This window comes from Thermocatellispora tengchongensis, from assembly GCF_014202315.1.
Taxonomy (GTDB): Bacteria; Actinomycetota; Actinomycetes; order Streptosporangiales; family Streptosporangiaceae; genus Thermocatellispora; species Thermocatellispora tengchongensis.
This window is the reverse complement of sequence record NZ_JACHGN010000045.1, coordinates 11,911-27,402: the sequence shown is the minus strand read 5'-3', so window position 1 is coordinate 27,402 and position 15,492 is coordinate 11,911. Positions and strand designations below refer to the sequence as shown.

26 protein-coding genes are annotated in these 15,492 nt (G+C 69.3%); all 26 read right to left on the bottom strand.

What is annotated here, in order from left to right:
* Positions 1 to 178: 178 nt before the first annotated feature.
* Positions 179 to 835: a hypothetical protein gene (locus HNP84_RS50485; protein WP_185057315.1), complete on the bottom strand. Its 657-nt coding sequence runs from the start codon at positions 833 to 835 to the stop codon at positions 179 to 181.
* 53 nt (positions 836 to 888) lie between these two features.
* Positions 889 to 1,476 carry a collagen-like domain-containing protein gene (locus HNP84_RS55775; RefSeq protein ID WP_221337769.1) on the bottom strand — a complete coding sequence of 196 codons (588 nt, stop codon included), beginning with the start codon at positions 1,474 to 1,476 and terminating at the stop codon, positions 889 to 891.
* A gap of 998 nt (positions 1,477 to 2,474) precedes the next feature.
* Positions 2,475 to 3,056, bottom strand: a complete 582-nt coding sequence (locus HNP84_RS50475; protein ID WP_185057313.1) for a hypothetical protein — start codon at positions 3,054 to 3,056, stop codon at positions 2,475 to 2,477.
* Positions 3,053 to 3,991, bottom strand: a complete 939-nt coding sequence (locus HNP84_RS50470; RefSeq protein ID WP_185057312.1) for a hypothetical protein — start codon at positions 3,989 to 3,991, stop codon at positions 3,053 to 3,055. Before HNP84_RS50470 ends, HNP84_RS50475 begins: the two co-directional genes overlap by 4 nt.
* Complete coding sequence (locus HNP84_RS55770; protein WP_281396537.1) at positions 3,988 to 4,293, bottom strand: DnaJ domain-containing protein; 306 nt, start codon at positions 4,291 to 4,293, stop codon at positions 3,988 to 3,990. The genes HNP84_RS50470 and HNP84_RS55770 overlap by 4 nt, the downstream gene beginning before the upstream one ends.
* Positions 4,294 to 4,495: 202 nt before the next feature.
* Positions 4,496 to 4,747, bottom strand: a complete 252-nt coding sequence (locus HNP84_RS50460) for a hypothetical protein (protein ID WP_185057311.1) — start codon at positions 4,745 to 4,747, stop codon at positions 4,496 to 4,498.
* Positions 4,744 to 5,889 carry a hypothetical protein gene (locus tag HNP84_RS50455; protein ID WP_185057310.1) on the bottom strand — a complete coding sequence of 382 codons (1,146 nt, stop codon included), beginning with the start codon at positions 5,887 to 5,889 and terminating at the stop codon, positions 4,744 to 4,746. The genes HNP84_RS50460 and HNP84_RS50455 overlap by 4 nt, the downstream gene beginning before the upstream one ends.
* Positions 5,886 to 6,431 (bottom strand): hypothetical protein, encoded by a 546-nt coding sequence (locus HNP84_RS50450; protein ID WP_185057309.1) that lies wholly within the window; start codon positions 6,429 to 6,431, stop codon positions 5,886 to 5,888. Before HNP84_RS50450 ends, HNP84_RS50455 begins: the two co-directional genes overlap by 4 nt.
* On the bottom strand, positions 6,431 to 6,814 hold the full coding sequence (locus HNP84_RS50445) for a hypothetical protein (RefSeq protein WP_185057308.1): 384 nt from the start codon (positions 6,812 to 6,814) through the stop codon (positions 6,431 to 6,433). The genes HNP84_RS50450 and HNP84_RS50445 overlap by 1 nt, the downstream gene beginning before the upstream one ends.
* Positions 6,811 to 7,617, bottom strand: a complete 807-nt coding sequence (locus tag HNP84_RS50440) for an HAD family hydrolase (RefSeq protein ID WP_185057307.1) — start codon at positions 7,615 to 7,617, stop codon at positions 6,811 to 6,813. The genes HNP84_RS50445 and HNP84_RS50440 overlap by 4 nt, the downstream gene beginning before the upstream one ends.
* Positions 7,610 to 7,972: a hypothetical protein gene (locus HNP84_RS50435; RefSeq protein WP_185057306.1), complete on the bottom strand. Its 363-nt coding sequence runs from the start codon at positions 7,970 to 7,972 to the stop codon at positions 7,610 to 7,612. The genes HNP84_RS50440 and HNP84_RS50435 overlap by 8 nt, the downstream gene beginning before the upstream one ends.
* Positions 7,962 to 8,228 carry a hypothetical protein gene (locus tag HNP84_RS50430; RefSeq protein ID WP_185057305.1) on the bottom strand — a complete coding sequence of 89 codons (267 nt, stop codon included), beginning with the start codon at positions 8,226 to 8,228 and terminating at the stop codon, positions 7,962 to 7,964. Before HNP84_RS50430 ends, HNP84_RS50435 begins: the two co-directional genes overlap by 11 nt.
* Positions 8,225 to 8,512, bottom strand: a complete 288-nt coding sequence (locus HNP84_RS50425; protein WP_185057304.1) for a WhiB family transcriptional regulator — start codon at positions 8,510 to 8,512, stop codon at positions 8,225 to 8,227. The genes HNP84_RS50430 and HNP84_RS50425 overlap by 4 nt, the downstream gene beginning before the upstream one ends.
* Complete coding sequence (locus HNP84_RS50420) at positions 8,512 to 8,808, bottom strand: hypothetical protein (RefSeq protein ID WP_185057303.1); 297 nt, start codon at positions 8,806 to 8,808, stop codon at positions 8,512 to 8,514. Before HNP84_RS50420 ends, HNP84_RS50425 begins: the two co-directional genes overlap by 1 nt.
* Positions 8,809 to 9,011: 203 nt before the next feature.
* The gene (locus HNP84_RS50415) at positions 9,012 to 9,824 is read right to left on the bottom strand and encodes a hypothetical protein (RefSeq protein ID WP_185057302.1); all 813 of its coding nucleotides are present in this window, start codon (positions 9,822 to 9,824) and stop codon (positions 9,012 to 9,014) included.
* A 110-nt stretch (positions 9,825 to 9,934) separates the two neighbouring features.
* Positions 9,935 to 10,477, bottom strand: coding sequence for a crossover junction endodeoxyribonuclease RuvC (locus HNP84_RS50410; RefSeq protein WP_185057301.1), 543 nt, complete (start codon positions 10,475 to 10,477; stop codon positions 9,935 to 9,937).
* Positions 10,474 to 10,713 (bottom strand): hypothetical protein, encoded by a 240-nt coding sequence (locus HNP84_RS50405; protein WP_185057300.1) that lies wholly within the window; start codon positions 10,711 to 10,713, stop codon positions 10,474 to 10,476. The genes HNP84_RS50410 and HNP84_RS50405 overlap by 4 nt, the downstream gene beginning before the upstream one ends.
* Positions 10,710 to 11,090 carry a coiled-coil domain-containing protein gene (locus HNP84_RS50400; RefSeq protein ID WP_185057299.1) on the bottom strand — a complete coding sequence of 127 codons (381 nt, stop codon included), beginning with the start codon at positions 11,088 to 11,090 and terminating at the stop codon, positions 10,710 to 10,712. The genes HNP84_RS50405 and HNP84_RS50400 overlap by 4 nt, the downstream gene beginning before the upstream one ends.
* Positions 11,087 to 11,380, bottom strand: coding sequence for a hypothetical protein (locus HNP84_RS50395; RefSeq protein WP_185057298.1), 294 nt, complete (start codon positions 11,378 to 11,380; stop codon positions 11,087 to 11,089). The genes HNP84_RS50400 and HNP84_RS50395 overlap by 4 nt, the downstream gene beginning before the upstream one ends.
* An 8-nt stretch (positions 11,381 to 11,388) precedes the next feature.
* Positions 11,389 to 11,631, bottom strand: a complete 243-nt coding sequence (locus HNP84_RS50390; protein WP_185057297.1) for a hypothetical protein — start codon at positions 11,629 to 11,631, stop codon at positions 11,389 to 11,391.
* Positions 11,632 to 11,671: 40 nt separating this feature from the next.
* Complete coding sequence (locus HNP84_RS50385) at positions 11,672 to 11,926, bottom strand: hypothetical protein (protein ID WP_185057296.1); 255 nt, start codon at positions 11,924 to 11,926, stop codon at positions 11,672 to 11,674.
* A 57-nt stretch (positions 11,927 to 11,983) separates the two neighbouring features.
* Positions 11,984 to 12,403, bottom strand: a complete 420-nt coding sequence (locus HNP84_RS50380; protein WP_185057295.1) for a hypothetical protein — start codon at positions 12,401 to 12,403, stop codon at positions 11,984 to 11,986.
* Positions 12,403 to 14,121, bottom strand: a complete 1,719-nt coding sequence (locus tag HNP84_RS50375; protein WP_185057294.1) for a recombination directionality factor — start codon at positions 14,119 to 14,121, stop codon at positions 12,403 to 12,405. Before HNP84_RS50375 ends, HNP84_RS50380 begins: the two co-directional genes overlap by 1 nt.
* Complete coding sequence (locus HNP84_RS50370) at positions 14,121 to 15,080, bottom strand: hypothetical protein (RefSeq protein WP_185057293.1); 960 nt, start codon at positions 15,078 to 15,080, stop codon at positions 14,121 to 14,123. Before HNP84_RS50370 ends, HNP84_RS50375 begins: the two co-directional genes overlap by 1 nt.
* Positions 15,077 to 15,289, bottom strand: a complete 213-nt coding sequence (locus tag HNP84_RS50365; RefSeq protein ID WP_185057292.1) for a hypothetical protein — start codon at positions 15,287 to 15,289, stop codon at positions 15,077 to 15,079. The genes HNP84_RS50370 and HNP84_RS50365 overlap by 4 nt, the downstream gene beginning before the upstream one ends.
* Entirely contained in the window at positions 15,286 to 15,492 is a 207-nt protein-coding gene (locus tag HNP84_RS50360; RefSeq protein WP_185057291.1) for a hypothetical protein, read from the bottom strand. The genes HNP84_RS50365 and HNP84_RS50360 overlap by 4 nt, the downstream gene beginning before the upstream one ends.

Here is a 15,492-nt window from a genome sequence, read left to right as displayed (position 1 = left end):
GGGGGGGGGGGGGGGGGGCCCCCCCCCCCCGGGGGGGGGGGGGGGGGGGGGGGGGGGGGGGGGGGGGGGGGGGGGGGGGGGGGGGGGGGTGGGGGCGGGGGGGGGGGGGGGGGGGGGGGGGGGGGGGGGGGGGGGGGGGCCGCGCCCGTGGTGGCGACACGGGCGCGCCCGGTGCGGGTTAGGCGTTGGCCTTGGCCTCGTCGGTGGCTTCGGCCTCGGTCTTGGCGTCGGCCTCCCTGGTCAGGGCGGCGATGATCTCCGAGACCTGCTCCCAGGTCAGGCCGCGCTCGCTCATGACGTCGTCGTACGTGTCGGCCGTGTGCGGGGCCTTGAACTTCTCGGCGAACTTCCACGTCAGGCGGACGGCGGCGACGTCGGCTGCGCGCTTCGCGGCGGCCTTGCGTCGGGCCTCGATCTCCTTGCGGTACTCCGCCATGGTCGGAAGCTCCGCCAAGAGCTTCTGAACGGTCGGCGCGCTGGTACCGGGGACCTTGCCAAGCTCGGTCAGGGTCGCCTGACCGAACCCGACCTGAGCGGCCACGTGCATACCGATCAGGGCGTACGTGCTGAACTTGACCGCGTTCTTGCCGGTGCCGCGCGTCGCGATGCACTCGGCGGGGAGGTCGGCCAGTTCGTCACCGGTCAGGATGCGGTCGGCGATGCTGCTTTCGTTGTCGGCGGCGGTCAGCTCGTCAAGGCGGCCGGACGCGGCCAGCCCGATCACGACGAACCCGATCGGGCGGGAGACGCCCATGCGGGCGAACGTCTTCGGGTGCTTGGCGGTGACGTCCTCGATCGCGTCGAACAGGGCGGCGGGGTTGGTGTTGACCTGCACTGATCTTGCCTTTCGTGGTGTGCCCGCCCGGACGGTTCGGGCGGGCGGGTCGGTTAGAGGTCCTGCGTGTCGTCGATAGCGGGGCCGCTATCAGCGTTGTTGGTAGCGGTTTCGCTATCAGCGCGGGCGCGTCGGCGGCGGCGTCGCCACCTGATCACGAACCCCAGCGCTACGGCTGCGACTGCGGCCACTACGGCGAGCCACGGCAGGGCGGGCGCGTCGCTGGACGTGTTCGCCGCGTCGATGTCGCCGGGGGCCGGGCTGTCGGACGGTCCGGCCTCGCCTTGGGTGCCCTGCGGTCCGGTGGGACCGGTCGGGCCGGTGGGGCCGGGCTTGCCGGACGGTCCGGCGCTGCCCTGCGGTCCGGGCTGTCCGGGTGGGCCTGCGGGTCCGGTCGGTCCGGGCTCGCCGGTGCCTGTGGGTCCGGTCGCGCCGGTCGGGCCGGTCGGGCCGGGGCTCCCGTCGGTGCCAGGCTTGCCGGACGGTCCGGGCTGTCCGGTCGGTCCGGGGTCGCCCTTCTCGCCCTTCTCGCCCTGACCGCCCTTGTCGCCGAGGTCGCCCTTGTCCCCCTTCTCGCCCTGCGGGCCGGGGTCGCCCTTGGGGCCGGGCGTCGGGACGTAGGACGGCGCAACGGTGGTCACGGGTCCGGGTTCGCCCTGCTCGCCCTTGTCGCCCTTCGGGCCGGGGTCACCCTTCGGGCCTGGGTCGCCTTGGGGTCCGGGAGGTCCGGACGGTCCGGGGCTGCCCTGCGGCCCTTCCGGTCCGGGAGGTCCGGATGGTCCGGGCTCGCCTTGCTGTCCGGGCTGGCCCTGGGGTCCGGTGAGACCTTGCGGTCCCATGGGTCCGGCGGGTCCGGGCTCGCCTTGTGGCCCGGCGGGTCCGGGCGGGCCGGGCGGGCCGCTCACGGTCACGGTGGGGGCGGGGTCGTCTGCGATCAGGCGCGTTGCGCCGGTCACGCTCCCCGCGAGTGTGTTCGCTACTAGGAGGGCGGCGGCTGCGCCTGCGGCCAGCCACGCCATCCGTTCGCTCGTTCGTATCTGCACATGACAAACAGTAGACCGATGTAGACATTCGGGGAACCGAACGGGATAACGATTTTCTGGCGACTTGATCACAGTCCGATCACATGTCTTCCCACTGGTCAAGGCATGGATTCGAGCAGGCAGAGCCAAGGATTCGATAATTTGTTCGATTCAAATGGGGGCCGGCCAGAGAGTAATTCGAACGCATGTTCGCATAACCGGCGGTGCGGCTGATCATCTACCTTGGCAGCGATTCGGACATTTCGCCGCCCCGCGCCCCGTCGTCCACCCCGCCCCAACCCCGATCATTGTTGATCTTGCTTGAAGCTCTCAAATCGATGCAGAGCGTCTTTTGATTCAGGGGGTACTCCTGGTATCGACCGACCGGTGTTCGTCCACCTCCGTGAAGCTCAGCGCGTTCTGCGCGGTGCGTCGCGTCGCATTTGGTGCGTCAGTTGTCTCTCGGTGCGTCGCGAGCACGCGAAAACCCATCAGCGACGAGAGGGGGGTGCTCGGCTCGCGCTGATGGGTTTCCGGCTTGTTTTCGCTGCCCTGTGAGGGGTTTTCCGCCTGGTTTCAGGCTTGCGCCTCGTGGTCAGGTTCCGCGTTTGCGCTGATCAGGAGGTCGGCATGTCCGCCAACGCTGCGTGCTGTCGCAGCAGCACCTCGAGGGCCTGGGCGCGGCGGATCAGTTCGGCGAGTTCGTCGGCTTCCCCCACGAGCTCGTCAGGGTCGCTGATCTGCCCGTCGTAGGCGTCGTTCTCGTATCCGCTGCTGCCCGGGATCGCGCCGCTGAACGGGTAGCCGTCTGAGCCGGGGATGAAGTCGGCGACGTGTGCTCGCAGCGCGTCGCGTTCGGCGGGCAGGACCATCTGCGGCCAGGTGTCGCGGACGGTGAGGGCCCATTCGTAGGCGACGGGCCAGGGCTCACTGTCGCGGTACAGGTCCCAGTCCTTATCGAAGTTCTCGCAGGCGGCGGGTGAGAGCGCGGCTCGGAAGGGCTGGAATTCGGGGATGTCGGCTGCGGGCGGTAGGTCGTCTTCGAGTCGCTTGACGAAGGGGTCGTCTGTGGCTTCGGCTGCGGCGAGACGTGGCGCCTTCTGGGTGATCCATGCGTGGTAATCGGCGGGCTTGTGAGTGCGGCAGGGGGAGATCCACCCTTCGTCGCCGTCGCAGGGGCAGGGCGTTTCGGTGGTCATGCTTCATCCTTTCGTGCTTTGGCGTCGGCTGCGCAGCCTCGACAGGGCTTGTCCTGGTGGTGGATGGGGCAGCGGCCGGCCGCTGGTGTAGGCGTCTCAGTCTGCCTCTGCGGCAGGTACGGCCGGGGGTCTTTCTCCAGTGCTCGCTTGACGTAGGCGGTCTTGTGCTGCACGCGGCCTCGCCCTTTGGCGAGGATCGTCTTGCGGACCCAGGCGGCGTGCTCGGGGGTGACGGGCTGCGCCGCGAGCGGAGCGAGCAGGCGCATGACCATCTCATCTACTTGACGAAGATCATCGTCGTCATCCTGTCCACCCACCGGGTACGGCGAGATAGATGACTGACTAGATGTATTTGCACTTGGGACGGGACGGGACGGGACGGGGTTACGAACTTCTCCCGAACTTCGCCCGAAGTTCTCCCGAACGTTCGCTGTGTGTTCGCGCGAACGCTGTGGGGGTTCCAGCTCGCGCGGTCCGTCTGTCTCCGCAGATGAGGCACCGTCTTGGCGTCGGCGTGCGCGGAGCTTCCGCATGCGCTCGCGTGCAGCTTCCCTGTCTGCGTTCACCTCCTCAGCCGTGGGGTTGTAATCGATCCAGTCATGGAAAGTGAAGCCGTTGTCAGCTTCAATCCACAGGCCCGCCGCGACGAGTTCCTTCGCGAGGCGGGCCGCCCCGGGCATCAGCCGGGGCAGCACAGCCTTCGGGATGAACCCCTCGGTCAGGTTCGCCGACGACCAGGACCCGGCGATGACCCACAGACCGAGCGCGGCCGCCTTGGTGGTGAGCACCTTGCGGTGCGAGTGGAACCCGTCATCGACTCGAAACCACGGCACGGGGTCCGCCTCTCCTTCACGTGCTGGTTTGATCAGTTGGAGCTGGAGCCACCGAGGGAAGAGGCGTCCCGCCACGATAGCGGTCTCGCTATCAGCGCTCATCTGGCTCGAGGTGACCTGCCGGTCCTGTCGTACTCCGTGCGCCTACCCGGGTCGGACAGGACGTGGTACGCCTCCCCGATCTCCTGGAATCGCGCGGCCACCGCGGGGTCGGGGTTGACGTCGGGGTGGAGCTGGCGGGCCAGGCGCCGGTACGCCTTCTTGATGTCGTCCTGGGTGGCGGTCCTGGTGACACCGAGGAGGTTGTACAGGTGTCCGGCCGGTGGCGGCGTGCTCTTCGGCGGGTTGGGCGGTGGGGGCTGGACGCGCGGTTTGCCGGTGCAGGTCGCTGCGTGCGGCATCATCCGCTTCTCCGAAGGTGCGAGCGGCCGGTCCGTGGTGATTCGCCTCGACCGCAGAACCCCGTGGACGTCTCTCCACACGGCGGTGTTGCCCTGCGGGTGCGGGGCGGGGTCCACGGGGAACGCCAGGCCGGCGCCGCTGCGGGTCCACCGGACGTTCTTCCCGCACGGCAGCTTGTCACGGGTCCCGGTGCAGGGCTTGAGGTCAGCGCGGGATAGCACGCCGCTCCCCTGTTTCGGGATCGACCTCGGCCACCATCCGCAGCTCACAGTAGTGGCCCAGGTGCCCGCACTTGGTGCAGTTCATCAGCCCGCCAGCAAGGGCGTCCAGGTGCTCGGCGCAGGCCGCCTCGTCCTGGATGTGTTCGTGCACGCACGCCGTGGTGCGGACCGCCACCGCGTTGGCTGGGCAGGGCCCACGGAACAGCACGACGGCGTCGCAGGCACGGACGGTCATGAGGCGTCCCCGTACCGGGCGAACACGGCGTTGATCGCGGCCAGCTCAGCCTTCGCCTGGTCCCGGTCGGCCTTGACCTCGTCCAGTTCTACGAGAAGCTTGTCCCGGTCGGCGCGAACCTCGTCCAGCGCGGCGCGTGCGACGTCCCGATCGCGGACCGCCTGGTCACGCTCGGCTTCCGCCCGCTGGATGGCCTGCTCGAACCCGATGAGGGCCCGCAGGGCCGGGCCCGCGGTGGCCGGCGGCGCGGTCGTGGTGGCCGGCGTCGGTGCAGGGGTCTTCGCGGGGGCCTTCGCGGTGGACGCGGCCGCGACGGTTCGGGGATCGGGCTTGGGCGCGGTCTTCGGCGTGGTCTTGGTGACGGTCAGGCCGCCGTTGTTCCACTCCAGCGCGATCCACCACACGGGTGGGGTCGCACGGGGCCGGTGGCAGCGGGTGTGCTCGGTCCGGTTCAGGTACTGCCGGACATCCTTCTCGTGCAGAGCGTCCCAGTCGGAGCAGGCGGCCTTGATGATGTCGGCGAGGGCTCCGCACCACTGGACGCCGACGACGCCGCCGTTGGTCAGAGGCTTGTCGCCCTGCTCACGGGCCGCGTCCCGCAGCAGCCCCCACAGGGCCTCGGCATCGGCAGCGACGTCGCGGGACTTGCTCCGGATGACGTGGGCGGACTCGCCGATCGTCGGCACAGCAGTGTCTCCTTCGGTGGTGGCGGCGGTGTTCTTGGTGAGGTGGGCGATCACCTCGGGCTCGCGGGCGTGCAGCATGTCCGCGAACGGCTTGGCCTCAACAGGGCCAGGGGTGTGGAGGATGCCGCCCGAGACGTACGGCCTCAGGCCGTTCGCGTAGGCGGCGGCGAGGAGCGCTTCGACGCTCCACCAGGTGCGGGGCATGGTGTCGGCTTTCTCAGTGGCGAGGTCGGTGGCGGCGACCATGGAGGGCTTTGTGGGGTGGTCCTGCAGCAGGGAGCGGATCTTGGTCTTGTAGTTGTCGAGGCCGCGGCCCATCGCCTGAAGCGGGATTTCGCCGGTGCGGCCGTTGGCGGGGTTGGTGATCAGCCACTTGCCGTTGGCGAGCTTCATCGTGAAGCCAAGGCGTTCCGTCTCGGCTTCGACGAGCTTCTTGACGTCGGATTTGCTGGTCATGTGGCGGCTTCCTTCCGTACGCGCAGGCCCATGTACTCGGCGTACGCGGCGGTACCGGCTGCGCCTTTGCTGTGGGGGTGCAGGTGGGCCAGGACCTCGAAGTCGCCGCCGCGTCCCACGGCGAGGCCGAGCATGAACCCGTTGCGGTACGGCCCGGCCGCCCTGGACAGGGCGGGGATGTGCCACGGCGCGGGGTGCGTCTCGACGGTGACGCCGACCGTGTTGTTGGCCCACTCGTAGGTCCAGCGGTCGCCGCCGGGCGGGTCGTCGGTGTCGGGGTTGTATCCGACGATCACGTGAAGGCGGCCGCCGGCGCGTGCCCGCTTCTCCTCCAGGTCCTCGCGGACCCGGTGACGGGCGGCGCCCCGCCACCCGGTGTAGACGAGGGTGACGGGGCGCGGCCGGGACAGGGCTTCGAGCTCGGCCCGGAAAGCGTGCCGGATGTAATCGGCGGCTTCCGGCGGGACTCGCTGGTCGTCGAGGATGCGGGCGAGCAGGTAACGCAGGTGGGCCCGCTCCCCCGCCGTCAGGTGGTCGAGCATCAGCCGCCGCCTCCGCTCCCGCGGCCCCCGAATCCGCCGCGCACGATGACCCGTCCGGATCGGGAGGTGATCCCGACGTCGCCCGGGCGGATGGTCGAGCCTCCTCTGATGCGGCCGCCCGAGGAGGACCCGCCGTACACCCACACGTAGCCGGAATGGGAGCCGCCGTCGCAGAACCGGTCGTCCACCGGCTGGTAAGACCCGTCAGGGGCAACCGACGAGGTGTCCACGCAGTCGGCGGTGATGGTCTCCTGCTCGTCATTATTGATGGCGGCGACCACGGCGGCGCCGATGACGAGCGCGGACACCGTGGCCACGCTGCCCACGAACACCGCGTCCGACGACATCCCGCGGCGCCTGCGCCGGTACCCGTACCCGCTCATCGGCTTCCGCCCTGGTGGGTGCAGGTGTCGGCGGTCTCGCCGTGCAGGGCGAGGTGGTCCGCGCACGGCCAGGTGGGGCAGGTGTCGTTCGTGCAGTGGGTGAGGGGCCGGGGCGCGCACATCGGGCACATGATCAGGACTCCAGTCAGCCACTGCTTGCTGTGGTCGTGGCAGGAGACCCACGTCTCGGTCGTGGTGGGCTGGTGGCGGGCGTCTATGCGAGCGAAAGCTGTATGAAGGTCCGCGTCTCGGCGGCCATCGGCAAGCAGCTCGTCGAGCGCGCCCGTCCAGCTCGTGAAGCGAACGGCCCGATCGTCGAGGTACGCCTTCGCTGGGATCTTCCGGTTGGTGACGAGCAGGCGGCCGCGTTCGTTCCAGAACTTCACGGGCACGTCGTCGATATCGACGATGAACCCGCGCTCACGCAGCCACATGGCGACCGGCAGAGGGCTGCGGCTGGTGTGGATGAACACCGGGTGGTGATCCATGAGGGCGCGCAGTCCCTCGAGGGCGCCGGGCATGGGCTCGTCGTAGATCGTGCCGTCCTTCCAGCCTTGTCGGTAGGCGTGAATCACGCCGTCGAAGTCCACGCCGATGGCCATCCGGTACTTGCTCCTTTCGACTGCGGCCCAGTTCACGGGCTCGTCGATGATCACGAGGGTTACGCGCTGGCCCCGCAGTGTGCGGCGGGCCTTCATGCGCTGCTTGATCTGCTGTTGCGTGGGCGGAGTCCATCCGTGCCAGCCGGCCTTGGAGGTCCACCGCTGGAAGTGGCCGCGCTGCGCGAGCACGTGCTCAGTCATGGTCTCGGCGCACCCTGCGCCTCTCCCGGCGCGACATGTGAAGCTGAATGCCGTACGCGCCGCCGCGACGGTGCGCGATCCACTCGGCCTCGGCGTAGCCGCCGGGTTCGACGCCGATGGTCCGTGCGGTCTCGACGAACTCGGTCATGGACATGGGGAACATGCGGGCTTCGTCATCGAGCCACACGACGTAGCTGGCGGCGCGGCCGCGGGCGAACTGGCCGAGCTGGAGTCGCGCGGTGAACGGCTCCGGAGCGCGCCACATGATCTCCCCTTCCGGGGTCCATGCGGCGCGCAGGAGGTTGCCGAACTCGTCGTACGGCACAAGGCCGTTCTCGTCGAGGTCAGCGGCCATCGGCGTCTCCCTTGCTGAGCTGGGCCAGGGCGTGGCGGGCGATGTCCGCTCCCCGCAGCCCGGTCGGCCGCTCAGGGTGCGGGGCGGGCCCAGGGCTTGCCGGTGGGGTGTGCCTCCACCCGTTGGCACGGAGCCAGGTGATGAACTCGAACGCGAAGTCGGTCGTGCTGGCCCGGTCCTCGGGGTCGGCGTGGTCGCGGTCGTAGACGCGGTGCGCGAGCGCCTTGATCGCGGCCTCGATGTCGAGGGTTGTCACGTTGCTCTCCTTTCTCGTGCGGCTTTCCGTTGCTGGCTGCGCCGGTGCGCTGCGCGTTCGTCCTCGTCCAGTCCTCCGGCGACGCCGTACTGGGGGGCGCTGACCCGCAGGTGGAAGTCCAGGCATTCGCTCTGGACGGGGCAGCCGCGACAGACCTGCTTGGCCCGCTCGACGCGGGTCTGTTTCTCCTTGGCCGTCTCGCGGGTGTCGCCTGGGCCGAAGAACAGGGCCAGGTCCTGACCTCTGCAGGCGGCTCGCCGCCGCCATGCGTGCGGATCGGCCATCAGCGCCTCCGCTCGATCAGCCCCATCTCGCGGGCGGCAGCGCTGTACCTTTCGGCCTGGCGTGTTGACACCCGCATCTCGGCTGCGACCTGCTGCAGCGTCCGGCCGTTGTTGAGCAGGTCCGCGCACTTGTGGACCTTCGCGAGGCTCCGCGCCGTGACCGGCATCCAGGCCGGCCCGGTCTCGGGTCGTATGACCAGGTATCCGGCGGTGCCGAGCGCGTCGAGGATGTCGTCGGCGCTGGGCGTGGCCGTGGTCAGGGCTTCGGAAATGACGTCGGTTGCCGTGTCAGCCAAGGCGTACCTCCTCGTCGGGCCTCTGATAGCGAATTCGCTATCGGCTGGCGCTCATAGCAGAGGGCTCCCGTGGGGGTTCGTGGGCGGCTCCTCGGCGGTGAACAGTCCGTCCTGGTAGCCGACGACTCTTTCGCCGACGACCACCGGTTCGCCTGTGGCCGTGCTGCAATCGCAGACGTGGTCGCAGATGCAGCCGCCTGGAGTCATGCGGACTCCCGCAGCTTGCCGAGGTTGATCTTCGCTCGGATCAGGGCCTGCTCCAGCGCGTGCCAGGTGATGCCGAGCCGTTCGGCGAGGCGGTCCCGGTCGATCTCCTCGGTCTCTGGGTTGATAGGCGGGTCCGTGGCCAGGATGAACTGGATGTCCTCGATCAAGACCTTGCCGTTCCGCACGGCCCGCATTCCTTCGAGGGTGCCCCGCTTGCTGAGCCGTTGCAGGTGGGTGTCGCACAGCAGCCGCTCGTCCTTCGCCCCGTGGATGCAGGTGGGGTAGGAGCAGCGGACCATCTGCCACGGCTTGGCCTCGGGGTCGTCGATGGCGTCGGCCCACGCCGCCGCTGGGTGCCAGCCGTTGGTGGCCGCCTGGTTGCGGGAGCTGGTGACAACAGCCGGGCGGCAGTGCTCGTACGGGTCACGCTGGATCAGCTCCAAGTACACGTCCCGGATCAGGCGCGCGGTCCGCAGCAGAACCGTGGTCCTCTCGCCTCGCCGCAGCTCCTTAAGCCCCGTCCAGTCGGCCCCTGCCTGGTCGGCCACCTGCTGCATCGGCCACCCGGCGACCGACAGCGCCCGCAGCCGCCGTGTGGATCCCACCGCGTTGACTAGATAGTTGTCCGGCAGGTCGTCCACGGTCACCGTGAGGAGAGCGTCGGAGGTCCGAGCCGTGATCCGGGCCGGCGGGGGAAGCCGCCGAGACGGGGTTCCCTCGGCGATGTGCTTTACCGTCGTGGCGCAGACCCCAGCAAGCTTGCCGATCGCCTCGTAGCTGACGAGCCAGCTCTGGTGTAGTTCCCGCACGTGCTGACGCGCCTTTTCAGCATCGACGAGGCCCTGCCAAGTGCCCGCCTTGATTTGCCTATCGCGCTCTTGCCAGTAGCGACGCCGCGCTTCGGCGAACGCATCGCGAGTCACCGGGTCACCTCCGGCCAGCCCTTGACGCGCTCCAGCACGTCACGCTGCGACTGGGGGACCTTCACGATGGGCTGGCCGAGCCATTCGCAGCCCATCGCGCGCATCCACCAGGCGTCGCATTCGTCCTCGGTCGGGAACACGAGGCCGGTTCGCCCCTGGGCGCTGGTGGCCATCTGGCTCTTGGTGGCCCCGCCGTGGCCGGTGGCGTAGATCTTCACGTGGGTGGGGTTGATCAGTGCGATCGGGACGCTCGCGCGCCAGCAGGCGAGTCTGATCAGTCCGCCGATCTCCGCGAGCCTGTGGACGGGGTTGCCCTTCATGCCTGCGGCGTAGTCCTCGACGACGAGGAGGGTCGGCTGGTAGTCGTCGAGCAGGGCGCGGAACGTTGTGTCGATGTGGTCCATGCGGACCTGGTCGTCGGCCAGTGTGCGAGCCCGCTTGGTCACCTTGGGCGCGCGGATCGCGACGGTGGTGTTGTCGGGCAGCGCGACGCCGGACTGCTCTGCTGCCAGGTCGAGGCCCATGACGCGGTGCGTCATCTCCACTCCTCTGGGGGTTTGATGACCTTGTGCAGGTCGTGATCAAGGAAGAAGTCGGACCACATGGCCGGGTCTGCGGCGACACGTTCGGCCGGCCGGGTGGCCCGATGGTCGCGGTTGCTGCGGAGGCGTCGCCGCTCAGTCCGCTGGGCGAGCAGCGCTAGGACGACCAACCCAGCGGCGGCCAGCACGCTGAGCGCGCCGATCGCCGCCAGGATGTTCGCCACCACGATCACGCCGCGCCGTTCGCGTGGAGGGCGTCGAGCTGGGCGCGCAGCGCGGTCTTCTCGGCGGCGGAGGCAAGCAGGTCACGCTCGGCCGACTCGGCCCGCTGCGCCTGAGCGTCCCGCTCCTCGATCATCTTGTACACCAGCTCGGAAGCGGACTCGTACTGGGCGCGCAGCGCGGCCATCTCGGCCTCCACGTGGCGGCGCACCAATTTGATGCTGCCGATGAGGCCGAGCATGATGCCGACGTACAGACAAACCACGGCGATGACGAGCGCCCACACGCCGCCGAAGACGACGAGGCCGCCGAAGAACGCGATGGCCACGCCGAACAGGAGAGCCTTCTGGTACGGCTGGATCTTCACTGCGACCGTCTCGAACTTCACTTCGTTACCTCGCCCGCGAAGCCCTCGCCGGGCTTGTCCGTGCGCAGCACGTCCACGATGGAGGGCGGCAGCTCCACACCGTGCTCGCGGAGGGCGGTGACGAGGGATTCGACGTCGGGCAACTCGCATGGGGTGTCTCCGATGGAGAAGACCGTGCCGCGCTCCTCCCCGCCGGAGGCGTGAGGGTCGAACGCCGTGGCCCAGTAGGTGTTGCAGGGGGCGTCCCAGCCGACCGCGGTGATGCAGCTCTCGGGCGCGCCGGGGGCGTTGGGGATGGTGTAGCGGCTCATGAACTTCCTTAGTGATCGTCGTCGGCGCGGGCCTGGAGGATGGCGACGCCATCGTTGGTCGACTTGGCCAGCTCGAACGCGGCGGCGTATCCGGGGAACCCCTCGGCCAGTCGGAGGCGGTTGGGTGCGTCAGCGGCGTCGAACGTGGCGAGGAGCTTCTGGACGAAGGTGTTGCCGGGCCAGCCGCCCCGGCCGATGTGGAACAGGACGTGTGCGGCAATCTCCGGGGTGATGTGCGGGTCGCGGTGCATGCGAACTCCCGTGGCGGTGGTGTCGGTCAGATGCGCGAGGTCAGGTGGTGGCGTTCTCGCGGGCGCGCTCGTCGGCGTCGAGGCGGTGCAGCGCGGCCACGATGTCTCCGCGCCAGGCAACGACGCAGTTGGACAGCCGGTCAGCGATCTGCAGGGCCTCCAGCAGTCGCTGCCGATCGGTGAGTTCGGCCGGGAGTCGGCGGTTCCCGATGGCCAGGACCGTCTCCTTGTCGGTCAGCCGGTGCTCGATCGTGGCCGGGACGACGTCGTCGTAATCGACGGTGATCGTTTTCATGGAGTTCTCCTTTGGGGGGACCCGGCGCCCGCGGCCGCGCGGACGCCGGGCGGCGGATCAGGTGAGGTAGTCGGGCTTGAGCGGGGCGTAGGGGTCTTCGACCTCCTCGCCGTACCAGGCGTTCGCGAGGCGGACGGCGACCACCCACGCGGCGTCGTCAGCGGTGCGGGCCAACGGGGTGCCGAACTGCGCGGACTCGGCGATGCTCCGGTGCGCGTCGCGCAGGCGCTCCAGGCGTTCCCGGAGCTCGTCGAGTTGCATGCGAACGTGCGCGTACTCCTCGCGAATCGTGGGCTCGGGCACGTACAAGACGAGCATCCGGAATGCCTTGCAGGTCAGGCAGTCGCGGCTGCGGTCGCACGTACCGGCGTGCTTCGCGATCTCTGCGAACACGGCGGCGCGCTTCTCGCGCTCGCGCTTGACGCGGGCGAGCCGGTCGGCGCGAAGCGCCGCCCGCTGGTCGTTGGTCAGCCCCATCACGCGCCGCCCTCGGTGGGCGCGCTGTCCAGGGTGACCTCGCTGTTGTTGAGCTTCTGCAGGAACACGTCGTAGTCGGCGTTGGACGCCTCGCCGACCGGCTTCTTCATCTCCCGGGTGAACACGGCTGAGAGCTGCTGGTTGTTGCCGCCGAGGTCGGCCCAGACGTTGACGATGCGCTGCTGCAGATCCGCGCGGCGGGTGGCAGCCTGTTGCATCAGCTTCTTGATCGCGTCAGCGACCTGCGGGGCGTTCAGCTCCTTCGTCGAGGTCACCGTCGCGTCGAGGTTGTCGGCGATCCACGCGAACCTGGCCTCGTCGTTGGCCTTCGTGGAGCCTTTGCCGGTGTGGACGGTGACCCCGGCCTCGCCGAACCACACGCCAAGGTCGCGCAGCGCCTTGGCGGCGGGCTTCGGCTGCTCCTCGTCCTCGACGACCACCGCGTCCACGATGTCGCCGTCGTCGGCCGCCGCGGTGCTCTGCTCGCGGGCGGCCTCGAGGAGCACGTCGGCTCGCTCGGACGCCTTGCGCGGTGCGTCTGAGATCGGGCCCGCCGCAGGCTGGCCGAGGTTGTCGGCGAACGACTGGAGCTGCTGCAAGGTTGCGGCCTTCATGGTGGTTCCGGTCCGCTGGCGGAACGCGGTGTGGAGCTGGCTCGTCGTCCCAGACCATGCGGTCAAGATGTGCTTGCGCAGGCGGTCCGCTTCGGGGGCGCTCGCCGCCGGCGGCGCGTCCGACCCCTGCGAAGGGCTGTACGAAGGTTCCTGCTCGCGTGTGGCCTTGGGCTCGTCCGGCTGCGTGGCCGCCGGGGCGGGCTGACCCTGCGGTGCCTCCTTGCTCTGCTGCGAGGGGAAGGTGGCGACGCGAGCCTTGGCCGCGGCCTCCACTTCCTCTCCTCGACCCTGCCAGGCGGGGTCGAGCTTGGACGTCCTCCAGATGGCCACGACCGCGTCTCGGTCCGTAGCCGCCTCGATCATCGCAAGGTAGTCGGTCGCGGGCGCGGCCTCGATCGCCCGCTGGCCGCCCCGGCCCAGCTCAGCGCGGCGCGCGACCTCCCCCGACATCAGCTCGTCGAAGCTCGCACCTTCCATCGTCAGGCCGGGCACCATGTACGTCGTCGGCTTGGGCCGCCCGGTCTCCTTGTCGATGATCGTGCCGCCGCGCTCGGCGATGTACAGCCAGGCGTCCACGTAAGATCCCGCGTGCGCCAGGAATTCGGCGGCGTTTGGCAGCTCAGCCGCAGCGTTACCGCCCTTGCTGTCCAGCCGCCATAGGCCCAGGCTGCGGACCTCCTTGAGGAAGACGCCGAGCCTCGTGTGCGGCTTGCACAGACGGTGCTTGATGTCGCGGTCCGCGCCGCACAGACACGGGCCGACGAACGGAGGCTGCATTGCTACGCCCGTGCAGCGGCGGACGCACAGCTTGCCGTCCCAGAGCTCCATGTTCTGGCTCAGCCCGTTGGGCGGGACGATCACGGGGATGCGCTGCGCGTCGGTGACGACCTCGAACTGCGGGCCTTGAGGTGACTCCCACGACTGGACCTGGCCGCCGTACAACTCGGCGACGCCCTCGATCATTTCCTTGGACGGGCTCGTGAAGCGGAACGTGTCGATCTTGCTGGGGTACTCCTTGCCGTTCTTACTGATCTTCTTCACGCCGAGGCGAATCCGGCCGTCCTGCCAGTGACGGCGCTGCAGCACGGAGGGGTCGATCGGCATCAGGCGGCGTCCTTCCTGGTGGTGTTGGCCGGCGGCTGGATCGGCTTGTAGCCACGTAGTTCGAGCCCGTGGACGTAGTGCGCGAGCGGCAGCAGCCCGCAGAACGCGTCAAACGCGTCGCGGCCGGCCGGGAGCGGCACGAAGCCGTAGCCGTTGGTGCGGAGGTTGAGGATGGCCGTCCCGACGAACTCGGGGACGGGAAACTCGTGGCTGGAGTCGTGCGCGTCGGTCTCGCCGTACCTGCACTCGGGCGGGCACACCAGCGCGACCTCCGCGTGCCGCAGCGCGGCGAGCTGCATCACGTAGTCGTCGTAGACGGCGCTGGCCGACTTGGTGAGGCTCGTCTTGATGTCGATGAGCCACAGGCCGGATGGGGTGGGGATCGGGGCGGCCGGGACCGCGCGGGGCTTGAACCTCGGGACGATCGGCGACGTCGGGCTGTCGAAGTGCAGGTAGGCCCAGATGTCGCTCGTGCCCCCGTAGGGGATGGTGCGGTTTAGGACCGTGCACTCGGCCGCCTTGATGTCGCGGCGGATGTCCACGCCGAACTCCCGCAGGAACTTCTGATAGGCGTCCACGAACGGCGCGGCTTCCTCGTCCGGGATGTACGGGGCGCCGAGGTTGATCGCTTCGGCGATGCTGTGGACGCGGCTCCCGAGGTCGGCCTTCTTGTCCCACTGGAGGCGGTACTGGCTCTTGGCCAGTTTGATGAACTCCTGCATGTCGTCGGGGTCGCCGGCCGCGCGGATCGCGTCGGGGAGGTTGTCCATCAGCCAGATCGCGGTGTCCCTCGCCGCGGCGGGGGCCAGCGCCTCGATCATGTGCTGGTCGATGGCGTTGGTGACCGAGACCACCATTTCGCCGGTGGCCGGGTCGCAGTAGTAGCGGCCGCGGTTCGTGGGGACGGCGTGCTGCGGGTCGTACTGGTCACGCTCGTCTTCGAGGATGGTGATGCTCACGCATCACCGCCGACGTGCGTGTCGTAGTCGGCCTGGCCGAACCGGTACTCGTTCTCGGTCATGAGGTCGAGTTCGGGGCCGCCGCGGTAGCTCGGCCAGCGCGGCGCGGGGAACGTCTCGGGCGAGTGCTGCTGTTCGTCGGTCTTGAGAGCACCGATGTAGTTGGTCAGCTCCGTCTCGGTGGGGAGCGCGATGTTCGGTGGGGTCACTGGTGGTCCTCTCCGTATTCGGCGGCCAGGAGCTTTCGGCCGGTCTCCTCGATGAGCTGGGCGGCGGTGTCGTAGTCGCCGAGGACGTCGGCGAGCAGGCCGGTGAGCGCGGTCTTGGCTTGGAAGTCCCAGTGCTCGGCAGCTCGTGTGGCGATGAGCTGCACCAGGTCGTCGAGAGTCGGCGCTGTGGTGGTGTTGGTCAT